This is a genomic window from Psychrobacillus sp. OK032 (assembly GCF_900111345.1).
In the GTDB taxonomy this organism is placed as follows: domain Bacteria; phylum Bacillota; class Bacilli; order Bacillales_A; family Planococcaceae; genus Psychrobacillus.
In genome coordinates, this window is sequence record NZ_FOGY01000001.1 from 351,327 (window position 1) to 364,683 (window position 13,357).

Annotated in this window: 10 protein-coding genes; 1 reads left to right on the plus strand and 9 read right to left on the minus strand. The window is 36.9% G+C overall.

Annotated features, from left to right (window positions below):
• Window positions 1-5: 5 nt before the first annotated feature.
• The 9 genes from BMZ04_RS01730 to BMZ04_RS01775 form a co-directional block, all read right to left on the minus strand.
• The gene (locus tag BMZ04_RS01730; protein WP_093264231.1) at window positions 6-881 is read right to left on the minus strand and encodes a DUF58 domain-containing protein; all 876 of its coding nucleotides are present in this window, start codon (window positions 879-881) and stop codon (window positions 6-8) included.
• Complete coding sequence (locus tag BMZ04_RS01735; protein ID WP_093264234.1) at window positions 878-1,870, minus strand: AAA family ATPase; 993 nt, start codon at window positions 1,868-1,870, stop codon at window positions 878-880. Before BMZ04_RS01735 ends, BMZ04_RS01730 begins: the two co-directional genes overlap by 4 nt.
• Window positions 1,871-1,882: 12 nt before the next feature.
• Window positions 1,883-3,292 carry a DUF4175 domain-containing protein gene (locus tag BMZ04_RS21915; RefSeq protein WP_143128255.1) on the minus strand — a complete coding sequence of 470 codons (1,410 nt, stop codon included), beginning with the start codon at window positions 3,290-3,292 and terminating at the stop codon, window positions 1,883-1,885.
• A 13-nt stretch (window positions 3,293-3,305) separates the two neighbouring features.
• Window positions 3,306-4,148 (minus strand): ABC transporter permease, encoded by an 843-nt coding sequence (locus tag BMZ04_RS01750; protein WP_093264246.1) that lies wholly within the window; start codon window positions 4,146-4,148, stop codon window positions 3,306-3,308.
• Between the two features lies 1 nt (window position 4,149).
• A complete protein-coding gene (locus tag BMZ04_RS01755; protein WP_093264250.1) occupies window positions 4,150-5,079 on the minus strand; it encodes an ABC transporter ATP-binding protein in 930 nt (309 codons plus the stop codon).
• The gene (locus BMZ04_RS01760; protein WP_093264254.1) at window positions 5,076-7,481 is read right to left on the minus strand and encodes a hypothetical protein; all 2,406 of its coding nucleotides are present in this window, start codon (window positions 7,479-7,481) and stop codon (window positions 5,076-5,078) included. The genes BMZ04_RS01755 and BMZ04_RS01760 overlap by 4 nt, the downstream gene beginning before the upstream one ends.
• Before the next feature lie 49 nt (window positions 7,482-7,530).
• Complete coding sequence (locus BMZ04_RS01765) at window positions 7,531-8,406, minus strand: LysR family transcriptional regulator (protein ID WP_093264258.1); 876 nt, start codon at window positions 8,404-8,406, stop codon at window positions 7,531-7,533.
• A 100-nt stretch (window positions 8,407-8,506) separates the two neighbouring features.
• Window positions 8,507-8,959 carry a cyclic-di-AMP-binding protein CbpB gene (gene cbpB, locus BMZ04_RS01770; RefSeq protein ID WP_093264262.1) on the minus strand — a complete coding sequence of 151 codons (453 nt, stop codon included), beginning with the start codon at window positions 8,957-8,959 and terminating at the stop codon, window positions 8,507-8,509.
• Between the two features lie 1,369 nt (window positions 8,960-10,328).
• Window positions 10,329-12,383, minus strand: a complete 2,055-nt coding sequence (locus BMZ04_RS01775; RefSeq protein WP_093264266.1) for a GGDEF domain-containing phosphodiesterase — start codon at window positions 12,381-12,383, stop codon at window positions 10,329-10,331.
• A gap of 457 nt (window positions 12,384-12,840) precedes the next feature.
• Here BMZ04_RS01775 and BMZ04_RS01780 point away from each other — a divergent pair, with 457 nt between their 5' ends.
• Window positions 12,841-13,308 (plus strand): YkyB family protein, encoded by a 468-nt coding sequence (locus BMZ04_RS01780; protein WP_093264269.1) that lies wholly within the window; start codon window positions 12,841-12,843, stop codon window positions 13,306-13,308.
• The last annotated feature ends 49 nt before the right edge of the window (window positions 13,309-13,357 follow it).

The following is a 13,357-nucleotide window of genomic DNA, read 5'->3' on the forward strand; positions in this document are numbered from 1 at the left end:
TCACCTCATTGCACCCAATTTGCACGTAATAGTTGTTGAAATAGTACATGCGAAATACCATCATCTGCATTTACTTGAAGTAATCTTGCACCGAATTTATTACTTAATAATTCCAGTCCTTGTTGATGTAATTTTCTCTCTTGCTCGTAAGATTCGAGCACTCGTGAAGAAATAGAAACATTTAATTGATCCGAAGTTTCCACATCTACTACTTGCACGTCCCCTGTATAAGTTGGGGTTAGTTCGTCATTAGTTACTACTTGTAAAATACGAATATCCCCTGCAAACTTTGGTAGCTTTTGAAGCAGTCTTTCCCAAGACTCCAAGCTTTCCAAGCAGTCCGATATAACGAATAAAACCGTGCTGTCTTTCGGTAAAAAAGGAATCGCATTTTCCGAAAATGAAGTAGTCAAGACAGGTTCTTTTAAATCAGAAATGGTTTGCGTAAAGGCTTTCCGATAAGTAGCACCTTTCCGTCTAAACGGCGGTTTCAAGTCATCACTTACCGCAGAAAAAGACAAACGATCATCCCGTTGTAAAACGAGTATACCGAGAGATACCGCAAGCTGTTTTGCAAAAGTCCATTTCAGTGGATCACTCATGGATCTTGTACAATCGAGTAAAATATGTACGCGCATTTCTTGTTCATCTAAAAATCGTTTAATGAAATACTTATCTGTTCGCGCATAAACATTCCAATCTATTTGTCGTACATCATCACCTGGACTATACTCTCTAAAATCGGAAAAATCTAAAGATGCCCCAAAGCGTTGCGAACGGTGCGAACCTTTATGCTGCCCACGCAATTTGGACTTAGTAGAGATGGATAACCTACTTAGTTTTCCCGCCCAATCTTTTGGTACTAAATAATCTGTACTCATACGTTTTGTCCTTGTTTAATCGTTTGCAACACGAGGTCTACTAGCTCATCTGCTGTTTTTCCTTCTGCTTCACCTTCGTAATTTAGCAATAAACGATGTCTCAGCACTGGCTTAGCTACAGATTTAATATCTGCAATCGATACATGATAACGTCCAGCAACTAACGCACGTGCTTTTGCGAGTTTAATAAGACTTTGCAAACCACGAGGTCCACTTCCATACTGCACATATTGTGCAATTTCAGGAATGATAGCTGCTTCTGGGTGTGTTGCAGCTACTAGATCGACTGCATATTCCAGCATATCATCTGCTATTAGCACTTCTTTTACCATTTGTTGTGCGTGTACAATTTCTTCCGCATTCATGATTTTATTCAATTGAATAGACTGACCACCGGTAGTTCGCTTTGTAATTTCCATGAGTTCTTCTTTTGAAGGATATGAAACGAGAATCTTACATAAGAAACGGTCCATTTGTGCTTCTGGTAATGGGTATGTTCCTTCCATTTCAATTGGGTTCTGCGTAGCAAGAACGAAGAAAGGTTTATCCATTTGCTTCGTTTCCCCAAGCACCGTTACCGTTTTTTCCCCCATTGCTTCTAAAAGCGCACTTTGTGTTTTTGGTGTTGCGCGGTTTATTTCATCTGCTAAAACCATTTGACTAAAAATAGGTCCTTTTTGGAATGTGAATTGCTGTTTTCCATTTTCCAATCGTTCAATCATACTTGTTCCCGTTATATCCGATGGCATTAAGTCTGGTGTGAACTGAATTCGTGAAAAAGATAAATCGAGTACTTCCGAAATGGTTCGAATAAGCATTGTCTTCCCTAACCCTGGTAGACCTTCTAGTAAAGCATGACCATCAGCTAGAACACAATAAATGGAAAATTCCACGGCTTCTTTTTGACCTACGATAAAGTGACCTATTTCCGCTCGCACTTCCTCTAAACGTTTACTAATATTTGTATAATCCTCTGTTGTAAAAGTCATCATTATCCTCCATTATTCACTATTTTCAACGGTTGAAAAATAATCTTGAACGATTCTTTGTAAGTCCGATGGTAGTTGCAAGCGCTCAGAGCTTTTTATATATGAGTCTGCATACTCATTGACGACTTCCTCATATGGCTTTGCCGAACCACGTGTCACTGGTACTTCTCCCGGTTGCTCGCTAGCAGATTCTCCTTCACCTAGCTCTCCTCCATCTATAGAAGAGTTACCAGTTCCACCGATTCTTGTTGGAATGGAAAGTAAATCTCTTCCACCGGAACCCTTACCTGCTCCAGAACCAGAACCTGACCCATTGCCTCCCTGACCTGCTCCAGAGCCTTGACCAGAACCTTGGCCTTGTCCTTGGCCTTGGCCTTGACCCTGACCCTGGCCTTGGCCTTGACCCTGGCCTTGGCCTTGTCCTTGACCCTGTCCTTGTCCTTGACCCTGGCCTTGGCCCTGTCCCTGACCTTGACCCTGGCCTTGGCCCTGACTTTGGTTAGATTGGTTAGAATTTTTCTGCGTATTGGTGCTTGAGTTATTCTGTGCTATTTGATTAGAAGTAAAAGGAAACGATTTTCCCATCTTGCTTAAAGCAGTTTGAGAAGCAGCGGAACTTTTCGATAAGGCGCTTACTGTGTCTTCTAGAGAAGCAAGTTCTTTTTGTTCCTCTGCCGTAAGAGATGATTCAGTAGAGTCCCCTTTTTCGGCAAGCTCCTTCTTTTTTTCTAATTTCTGTTCTTTTAATGCCAGTTCTTTTTGCTTTTTCACCATTTCACGTAACGTTTCTTCTGCAGTTTCTACTTCCTTGAGCTTCTCTTTTAATTCTTTGATTTCTTTTTTTACAGACTTTACCAATTCTTTTTTCTCTAGTTTATCTACTTCTTTTTTCATTTCCTTCACAATTTTATCTTCTTTTTCAATATCCTTCGCTTCCAGCTGGGTTGCTGCGGGAAACGCATATAGAACAAGAACGACAGCAAAAGCAATGACAAATCCAATGATCCATTTAGGCTGAACAAAGCGCTTCTCCCGCTGCTTAAATTGTATAAATGCTGTTTCGCTACTCTTCTCCGCTTTTTCTAGTAACGCTTTAATGAGTGGAGATTTCTCTTGCAAGAAAGAAACCGCAGTTAACAACAAATTATCTGGAAAGAAAGCATCCAGTTTTCGCGTAGCAACTTCTCTAGAAGGTCTTCTCCAAAATGCATACAGAAAGACGGCAACAAAAACGATGCTACCAATTATCACAGCAAGTCGAATATAATATGGAAATACAAATAACCTGGAGACGAGTAGAATAGCCGCAGCAGAAGTGAATCCATAAAACAAGGCCGCTTGAAGCATTCTAATATAATGTTCCAGCATAAGGTGACGTTTAGCTTTTCCGATATAACGAATTAACTTATGTGGGCTACCCATCTTAACTTCCTCCTCATCTCGTACGCTTCATATTCACACGTAATTTTTTCACAGCAATAATAATAGATAAAACTGTTATACAAGTATAAAAAATTGTATATCCTACCCAAATCGGCAGGTCCACTTTTGTAGCTTCGGTGATGAAGCTATCCGAACCCGGGGAAATTAGCGTAAGCATTAATACAACTGGGTTAATACTTGCAAAAAAATGAGCGATAGGCGATGAAGCTAGCGTTCCTGCTGCCATGCTGTTCATACCAGTTATGACTAGGTAAATAAATCCAGTGACTGCAGTGAAGAAAATCATCGTTCCATAAGTCGCAATCATCGCTACGATTGTTTTACGAATAATGGTAGAGTACATAATACCAATTCCGCCAATGGCAAGCATCGTTAAAAAGAAAAACAAGAAAATGATGCCAAGTTGCCCTGGTGATACTCCACCAAAAAGGAAAACTAAACTATAAATAGGTAAGCTTGCTACAACTAATAACAAAAGAAAAGCAATGGACGAAGTTAACTTTCCGAAAATAATTTGAAAAGAAGTTTGGGAAGTTGTCAGTAAAATATTTAACGTTTGCTTCTCCCGCTCCGAACTGATCGCACCTGCAGTTAACCCAGGGGTGATAAAAAGAATAAGTCCTAGCTGAATATACGTTAGCATAGCAAACATGAAGAAACTTTCTTCCGGTCGGAAATAACCAGTACCAGTAAACGAAGTAGTCAACATAATAAAGCCGAATACAAATATACACATTGCTATTAAGTAAAAGAGAATACCAGTGAAACTTTTTAATGAGCGAAAGCGAAGTTTTATTTCTTTTACTAATACTGGATTTGCAAGTAATTGCTTCATCCTATTTCACCCCTTTCGTAATTTCCATGAACACATCTTCTAAGTCCGTCTCTGTTTCTGTAAAAGAAATAATTTTTAAAGAATGATCTAATGCCTTTTTCAACAAATTGATTTGATCCTCTTCTGTACCTCTATAAGTAAATGTTATTGCATTTTTCTCCGTAGCTAACTCTACTTTGGAAACAAAAGGATCCTCTTCAAAAAAGTGAACGGCATTTTCTAATAAGCCTTGCAGCTTCACGGTTATTTGCTTTTCACCGGCAAGCTGCGCTTGAATATCTGCAACGGAACCATGTGCGATCAATTTTCCACCATCGATTACGCCTATTTCATCACACATTTCTGCTAGCTCCGGTAATATATGAGAGGAAATAAGAATTGTTTTGCCCATTCCTTTTAATTGTCTTAATATATCTCTCATTTCAACACGTGCTCTTGGATCTAGACCAGAAGCTGGTTCATCAAGGATTAACACTTTCGGATCGTGAATAAGTGAGCGAGCCAAACATAAACGTTGTTTCATCCCCCGAGAAAGCAAATCAACATAGTCATAGCGCTTATGACTTAGATTTACAAGCTCCAGTAATTGAGGTATTAAAACTTCTCTTTCTTTTTCTGAAATACCGTAGCTTGCGCCATAAAAATCTAAATACTCATTTGCTTTTAACTGATCATAAACACCGAAAAAATCAGGCATATAGCCAATTTGCTTCCGGACTTCATGGGCATCCGTCTTCACGCTTTTTCCATTCACAAATGCATCGCCGGAAGTCGGTTGGAGAAGTGTAGCTAAAATCGAAAAAGTAGTGGATTTTCCGGCACCGTTCGCTCCTACAAATCCGAATACGGTTCCTTCTTCTAATGTAAGGTTTAAATCATTCAATGCATAAAAAGAGCCATATTTTTTCGTTAATCCTTTTATCTCAATCATTGCGTAACCTCCCCTTTCAATCGTACCTCTGGAAGTCTTGTATATTGATTACCGTCGACCGATTTTTTAAGAAGCTTGTAATATATCTCGCCTGCATCATTAATATAATGTTGAATATTTTCTGCAGTTGTGAATCTGCTTTCACTTATTTCTTCAAAGCTTTGCGTTTCAATATTCCATATTTCAATTGAATGGGAATTTCTATCTGTATTCGCAATTTGTAATTGCGTCCAATTTACTTGATCAAGCGGGATTGTATCAGGAATTTTCCAATACACATTATACTCCCCATCATCTAAATACCATTCTAAACTGTTGTTCATAACTGGTTCCATATATTTGCCGTATTCATTCGTATTGACATTTACAGTGAACATATTCGCAGGTAATACAAAATCACCGGCAAAGCTTGTTTCCGCTGTAAATGGCTGTAATAGTAAATGTAGGGCCGACATCTCGACTTTTTTATCCTTTAAAGTAATAGGGATAATGTTATCCTCCGCAAAACCAGTAATTACAGGGCTCTTACCATATTGGTCGCCCATAAAACTTGCAGAATACATCGATTGCTTTCGTTGTTCTAGTAGATCAATAGACGTACCAGAATTCATTCCAAAGTTCCTATTGATATACGGGTTTGAAATCGGCATTAACATAACTGAGCTTAATTTTTGATTTACTTCCAGTTTCTCACCTGGTTCCAGATCACCTAATGGGATTAATTTACTTCCAGACCAAACGGAAACTTCTTTTACGACAAAAGGAAAGTTGTTTTGGACTGTACCAGTAAGTTGGCTTGCATCCACTCGAAGGTTTACATCAAAATTTCCTACTTCCGGTATTTGTGTTTCACCGAACAGTGAGGAAACAGACCAGTAGCCTACATCTCGAAACGTCAACTCACTACTTGTTGCATGTTTTTCCATAATCGCATTTTCATACACATTTGGTGTTTGTCCTGTAAATGAATTGAAATTTCTTTTTGCAACCATCGTTGTAGTCGTAGGTGCCTCAAATGTAAAATCACCACTTTTGTTACTTAAAAGTGATTCTGCATAATATCCTTGCAAACTTTTATCTTCATTTACATGTAAAAAAGAAGATTGTTGTACTTGCGGACGAGCAATGCGGTCTCTAGCTCCGTAACCAAAAATTGCAGCCGAAGCAATGATTGCTGTGAGTGGGATAATCCCCCATGCATACTCTCTTTTATCTTTTCTTTTCAATATGATATATAGTAGTGGCACAATAATAATCATATAAACGACTACGATTCCGATCATTAACGGGGTAGAAACTTTAAAAGAACTAAATAATGAATTCGTGTCTCCTAACTCATAAACTAGTTGGTCTTTACTATTATGGCCATACATATTTGGTGTATTTTGTACATTAACAGACTGTAATATAGTAGACATTAAGTCACTATAAACTGGATCTTTAGCTAATGGTTCGTCACCTAGAGAAAAAGTCGTTTGGATAATTGAACCACTTCCTATTTGTTTCTTCCCCGCTAATATCGTTCCATCCAGTTTAAATAATGGCACAGCTCCTTCGTTTAAGTTGGAATTATATACAAGTAAATCATTGGATAATATATTATTTGCCGTAAATGCACGCATCTTATCAGCTGTTAAGATTTTAGTTGTTGTTTCTAATGCTAACGGCAAGTAATCTCCAAGCTCTCCTACTTCCGCTATTAAATTATCAGAAGCGCCTATTACGATATTCCCACCAGTTTTAACATAATCAATAAGTGCTTGTTGCTGTGTATTAGCTAAATCTGCTAGTACAAATTCATCTAAAATAATATAGTCTGCCATCTCCCATGCTACCGCATCGGTCGGTAAAGAAAAGTTACTTAGCTGGGCAACATTGATTACTTCATCGTTTAGTTGGTTTGGTTGTTTGATTTGATTCAGAGCCTTTAATCGATCAGCACTGTTTGTCAACGTGAGATAAAAAATAGTTGTAGGATCATAAAAATTTGTTCGTAAATTTTTGGTTCCCTTGAAATCGATAGACTTCCCTTTTTCCCATCCACCTTCAAAAAAGTGAATTAGTTGAACATTTGAGCCTTGGTACATATAGTCTTCTCCCAAGCCACTTACTGCAACTTGAACCGTTTTCGTTTCCCCTGCTCCAATTTCGAATGGGATAGCAAGTGCATTTCCTAGGTTGTATGATTCCACTGCATCTAACACGAGATCTCCGGAAAATGCATCTCCTTTATTTTCAACAGTCAAGGTAATCGGTAAACCTTCCCCGTATTTTGCTTTTCCATTAAATCCAGTTGTCACCTTAACATTTAAGTTAGGCGCTGCAAGGACACTAACTGTTGGTAATAATGTAAAATAGATAAATAGTGCTGAAATAAATAGCGTTAACTTGCGAATATGCATCATTTTTCCCCCTTTACTTCTTAGTACGCCATTAAGTGAGGAAAGTTCCTTATTGAAATATTTGTGCATGTTTTTTTACAATACTAACGAAAGCATCCACTTGGGGGAGTTCGAACGCTGCATCATAGCCAATAAGCCACGTATCTCTAGTTAGCTCAAACTGCTCCTCGTTATTAGTTAAAGGAATTTTATTGACATCTTCCTGTCCAGTTAATGTAATGGATGGCAGAATGGCATAGCCTATACCATTTAGAGCCATTTGCTTACATGTCTCAATTTGATCTACAATTATTTGCCTTTTAGGATTGCTTGAGAAATGTTTTTGCCACCATTGCTGAATTTCTTGATAATAGTTCGAATCACTTTTGAATTGAATAAATGGCTTATCCGTAGTTAGGACATCATCTATAGAAGTCATTTCTTTATCTACTAAATAGAGTGTATCGCGAAACAGGTGTATTTTATTCCCTTTCCAATCTGTTTGCCCTCTGACAATACCAATCTGCGCCTCTCCATCATATATAGCTTTTACAATTTCTGAGCTCCAGCCAGTTAGAAGAGAAACCTTTGCCTCTGGATATGTTTGAACAAAATCCTTCAATACTTTTGGCAACCAATTTTGCCCAACTATAGAAGCACAAGCGATTTTCAATGTCCCATGTACTTTAGATGTGAGCGATTGTATGCTTTCATATAATTCTTCTTTTTGTTGAATCATATTTATCGCAAACTCAATGACCAATTCGCCTTCGGGTGTAGCGGTCAATCCTTTTTGGGAACGTAAAAAAAGCTTAGCATTCCACTCTTTCTCAATTGTTTGAAGCCGTTGTGAAAGTGCAGGTTGTGATAGAAATAAACGCTCTGCTGCTTTTCGCATATTTCGTTCTTCTGCTAATGTTTTAATAACGAGAAAATCGGAAGTCAATTTTTATCGTCCTTTCTTTTTGGTAATGTATTTGGAAAAATCCTCCTTATATAAAAAAGAAGGCCCTTATCATAAGAGGCCTTCACTACTTTTAATATAATTATACTTGAGATTCTTGCGTTTGGTATAAATACTTTTTCATTTGTTTTAGGATAACTCTTCTTGTTAAGATTCCTAAAAAGGTGCGCTCGTCGTCTATTACACATATATAAGGATTATTCACTAACAAGTCTAATCCTTTTTGAAATTTTTCATTGATGTGAATAACCGGTACGTCTGTTTTCATCATATCGTCTACCTTTAGACCAGGTAATCGTTCATATTCAATATGTTCAAGCCCTAAAATTTCATCTGTGATTTGTTGCGAGCTTATTAATCCATGTAGTCTGTATTTCACATCTAATACTGGAATAGAAGAATACCCAGTTTTAGTAAGAACTAATAATGCATGTTCCGCGTTATTCCCTAATTGTACATGTGCTACTTTTTCTGCTGAAATAATATAATCCCCTATTGGAATTTGTAAAAAATCTCTACTGTTTGCAACTATCATAGCATTCTACTCCTTTGTCTGTTTTCGTTTTAAGAAAACATACCCTATAAAACTATGATAGCATATGCAAGGCTGAAAAAACTATGGAATCGCTTACATTTATTTTTTATTTTCTTATGTGAAATGATTAGACCTTTAAAAATCCGCTATTTTATTCCATTTGATAATGCGCAATAAAAAGCTCTATTAGGTTTCCGCTATGATTTTCGCTGCAGGTGGACGCTTTCCGCCGGGTGAGCGATGAGCCATCGCCGACGCTGCGATGTCTCATCTGTCTCACTCATCCGGCTGGAGTCGCCACCTTCCGCTACAATCAGGATAATTTACTTACTATTAATATCGCCTCGCTAAAAACAATAAGTTTATACAGTTTTCAAATGTATGAATCCAGTAAATGGATTAGAGCAACAGTCTGTTCATTGAAAGCAATCAATTCCCTTTTAGTAAAGCCTTCACTTGTCATGATTAACTATAATATACATTGCGCAGTTGGGTTTGATAAGCTAACGCTCTATTCGGTTTAGATATTAATTTAGCTAGCAATTCTCATTAATTTCCACTTCTAGTAAACTGGTAAGAGAAATCAATCAGTCATTGAAAGAAACCACTTCTTAAAAAAACAGGTTTACTTGGAGTGAGACGACGATGAATACGAGGTTCCACTCCAATAAATGGATGAATGAAACCATCTTTATTTTAGTAAATGCTCTATTAATTTGAAGACAGCATTTTCTAATAAGGTTTAATAAATATTTGCATAGTGGAGCTGATCAATTTAAACCTCAGACAGCTGCAGACGCCAAATTAGCAAGAAAATCACATTGAAAGCTCCGCCTGTGATTACACTTCAAAATAATAGACAGTAGAGGGATAAAGCACGCCACAGGATTTAATGACCAGTTTGCGCTTTTGAGATGGATTTTGTCGCGTTCACAGTATATTATGGTCTCGTTTAACTTTTTGGATTTTATTTTCTAGAAATACTAAATAAGATTGAATTTAAAACATTGACTCTGATTAGCTTTCAATTTTCGGTGATTGAAGCGGAAGGGCGGCGACTCAGACGGAGGCCAACAGGATGTTGGTCACGAAGGCGTTGCCACACGATGTGGCGCACTTAGCCTTCGTTCCTCTGTTGAGACAGATGAGACTTCACAACGTACGCGTTAGCGGCGGTGAAGGCTCATCGCTCACCCCGTGGAAAGCGTCCGCCCTGCAGCTGAAATCCAAGCGGTAAGTTCCTTACGACGCGTTATTCCTATATTGGGATAATAAAAAAGCATACCTTATGTTCTTCAGAAAAAGTTAAGCACACAACAACAATTTTATAATTTCTTCAAAGAAAAAAACCGTAAATTTTTAGTACAATTTACGGTTGATTAGTCATATATGATTGATTAATGTCGTCTATCGGTACTGGGCGACTAAAAAAGTATCCTTGTGCTTTTTGGCAATTGGCAGATTTCAAAATTTCGACTTGTTGGTCTTTCTCTACACCTTCTGCAATAACTTCCATCCCTAAGCTATGTGCAAGTTGGATAATCGTCGTTGCGATGGCTGCATTTTTCACATCTAGCTCCATATCCTTTATAAATGATTGATCGATTTTAATAATATCGATAGGATACTTTTTTAAATAGCTGAGAGAAGAATAACCTGTTCCAAAGTCATCTATTGAAATAACAACTCCAATATCCTTCAATTCTTTTAGCATTGCAAAAGTATCTTGCATATCTGTCATAGCACTTTCTGTAATTTCTACCTCTAAAGAATTTGGAGTGATAGCGTATTTATCTATTTTTTCACGAATTTTAATCGCAAAATTTTCTTGTTTAAATTGTTTAGGCGAAATATTAACGGCAATCCGCACTGGACGATAACCTTTTTCTTGCCAATATTCTAATTGCTTACAGACTTCCTCTAAAACCCAATCACCAATTTGCATGATCATTCCTGACTCTTCAGCAAGCGGGATAAACTGCATCGGCGACACATATCCAAACTTTCTATTATTCCAACGCAACAAAGCTTCAAAAGAGTTAATCTCTCCAGTAGCTAAATTTACTTGTGGCTGATAATGTATTGACAATTCTTCTTTTTCAATCGCTCTTCTTAAGTGAGATTCCATTAACGCTTCGTTTGGAAACGATAAATTCATCTGCTCTTGAAAATAGCGAAAATGTGCTCTTCCTCTATCTTTTGCCACAAATAAGGCTTGATCCGCTTTAATAAGCAACTCATCTAGATTTTTCCCATCAAGCGGATACATTGAAATACCGATAGAAGCCGTCACAAAATATTCTTGATGATCTAGATAAATTGGTTTAGACAACTCACTTAATATATTTTCTGCAAAACTGCTCGTCTCTTCACGTGTTTTGTCTTTTAAAATAAACACAAATTCATCGCCGCTTTGTCGATACAGATTAGAAGATTTATTTATAAAAAGACTTAGCCTGTCTGCTATTTTTTTTAATAAATCATCGCCATAATTATAACCAAGGGATTCGTTTATTAGTTTAAAACGATCTAAGTCAATTCGCATAATGGCTATTTGACCTTTTCTATTGTTTGCATCGATTAAATTATCACGTAAATGCTCTTTCAAGGCACGTCGATTCCATAAACCAGTTAAATGATCATGATAGGCTAAATAATATAATTGATCCTTATCATTCGCGCTTATTGTCAGATCTCTTAGTACTAGATGAAATTCTTTCACATTCCCTTGATCGTTAATGGGAATTGCTTTCAAGTATACATAAATATAATGACCGTTCGCATGCTGGAAAAGACATTTTTGCAATTCAGCGGGATAGCCACTCAATGTTTGCTTAGTCATAAGCTGAAAATTACCGAGCGAATTACTCTCTATAAACTGTTCTATCGGTTGATGTAGGAGTTTATCTAAGTCATATCCTAAAATCTTCCCTGCAACGACATTTGTATATTGAATCATTCCTCTTTCATCTACTAAAAAAACGGAATCGGTATTATGATTTAGAAGGGACAAATATTTTTCTTTTATTTCTAGTAGTGCATGATTTTCAACTATTATATTTTTTGTATTGTGCATAGTTAATCCATATAATATGTTTGCTTTACTTTGTAAGATAAAAACGGAAATACCTATAGAAAATACTTGATTTTGCAATGAAATGAGTAAACTGCTATGCAGAGTATGTTTTTCAACTTCTAAACTATTTAGTAGTACGTGCAACTGGTCCCAGACTTCTGTTGAAAAAAAATGTTGTGGTTCCTGACTTGTATTTTCAAAAAAACTCGCTGCAGCATGATTAACATAAATTACAGATAATATATTTTCCTTATCCCGTTCTAAAAATATAAAAGGTAGTGGATTTTCATCCATTAGATCACCTATATAATGATTCATAATAAGTTTTGGTTTTACTGAATTGTCCATGGAATCCTCCAATTTGAATCATAAATAACTAAAATGAAACAACTTTTAACAATTACTTCACCTTATATTATCGACATTATTATGTATATCTTTAGTAAAGCACCAAATATTACTTTTTTGATTTGTGTATACAATTTAGTTAGAAATTGGTATGATATACTAAATATATAGTGAAACTTCAATCAGTGGAGGAGTTCTTCATCCCCTACTGATTGGAAAATTGAATTTAGGCAAATAACGCCGCTTCGAATGGAATGCAATCTAAGTTCGCTGCATCCTGCGGAAACGATTGCATGACCCACGTCTTGTGGGTGGCAATGCCTAAGTTACCAATTTCCTGTTGCACCGAGGCTCACAGGATGTGAGTCACATAGATGAAGCCACACGGCGTGGTGGTGTTTTCGTTTATGTTCTACAGCGGGCTTTAATGGGGTAAAACATATAGAGGGAGGATTTTATGACAACCAGCACAGAAGATGAACGAATAGCTACAGCAATTTATACAGTCAATCGCCATGCCAAAACTGCCATTGATAAAAAGCCATTATACCAGTTAAAAAAATTAGCTATTGAAAAGATGTTAGAAGAAGGCCGCGCACAAAAGATGGGTCTACATTTTGTTCGAAATCCAAGGAATAGTCAACAGCAATCCTCCGTATTAATTCAATGCGCAGACTACTACTTCCATATGATCCCAACGAAAGCGGACTTTAAACAATTACCGCATCTTGGTCATCTAGATGATACTTATAGAAATCCTATCCGAAAAATGAATTTAAAAATGGCAAAACAAGTACTCTCTGATTACATTGGACCTCAATATACTTTGAAGAATCCCTCTGATCAATCTACATTGTATACGCAATCATATGCAAGACAAACAAATCGAAGAAAACAAACAATGAAATCATATTTAGATTCATAATTTACCTGCCTAAACAACATTTAAACAAAAATAAGACACTTCCTGTTTA

Coding starts and splice junctions, on each gene's coding strand:
- BMZ04_RS01730 (WP_093264231.1), bottom strand. CDS start 881: ATGAGTACAGATTATTTAGTACCAAAAGATTGGGCGGGAAAACTAAGT.
- BMZ04_RS01735 (WP_093264234.1), bottom strand. CDS start 1,870: ATGACTTTTACAACAGAGGATTATACAAATATTAGTAAACGTTTAGAG.
- BMZ04_RS21915 (WP_143128255.1), bottom strand. CDS start 3,292: ATGGGTAGCCCACATAAGTTAATTCGTTATATCGGAAAAGCTAAACGT.
- BMZ04_RS01750 (WP_093264246.1), bottom strand. CDS start 4,148: ATGAAGCAATTACTTGCAAATCCAGTATTAGTAAAAGAAATAAAACTT.
- BMZ04_RS01755 (WP_093264250.1), bottom strand. CDS start 5,079: ATGATTGAGATAAAAGGATTAACGAAAAAATATGGCTCTTTTTATGCA.
- BMZ04_RS01760 (WP_093264254.1), bottom strand. CDS start 7,481: ATGCATATTCGCAAGTTAACGCTATTTATTTCAGCACTATTTATCTAT.
- cbpB (WP_093264262.1), bottom strand. CDS start 8,959: ATGATAGTTGCAAACAGTAGAGATTTTTTACAAATTCCAATAGGGGAT.
- BMZ04_RS01775 (WP_093264266.1), bottom strand. CDS start 12,383: ATGGACAATTCAGTAAAACCAAAACTTATTATGAATCATTATATAGGT.
- BMZ04_RS01780 (WP_093264269.1), top strand. CDS start 12,841: ATGACAACCAGCACAGAAGATGAACGAATAGCTACAGCAATTTATACA.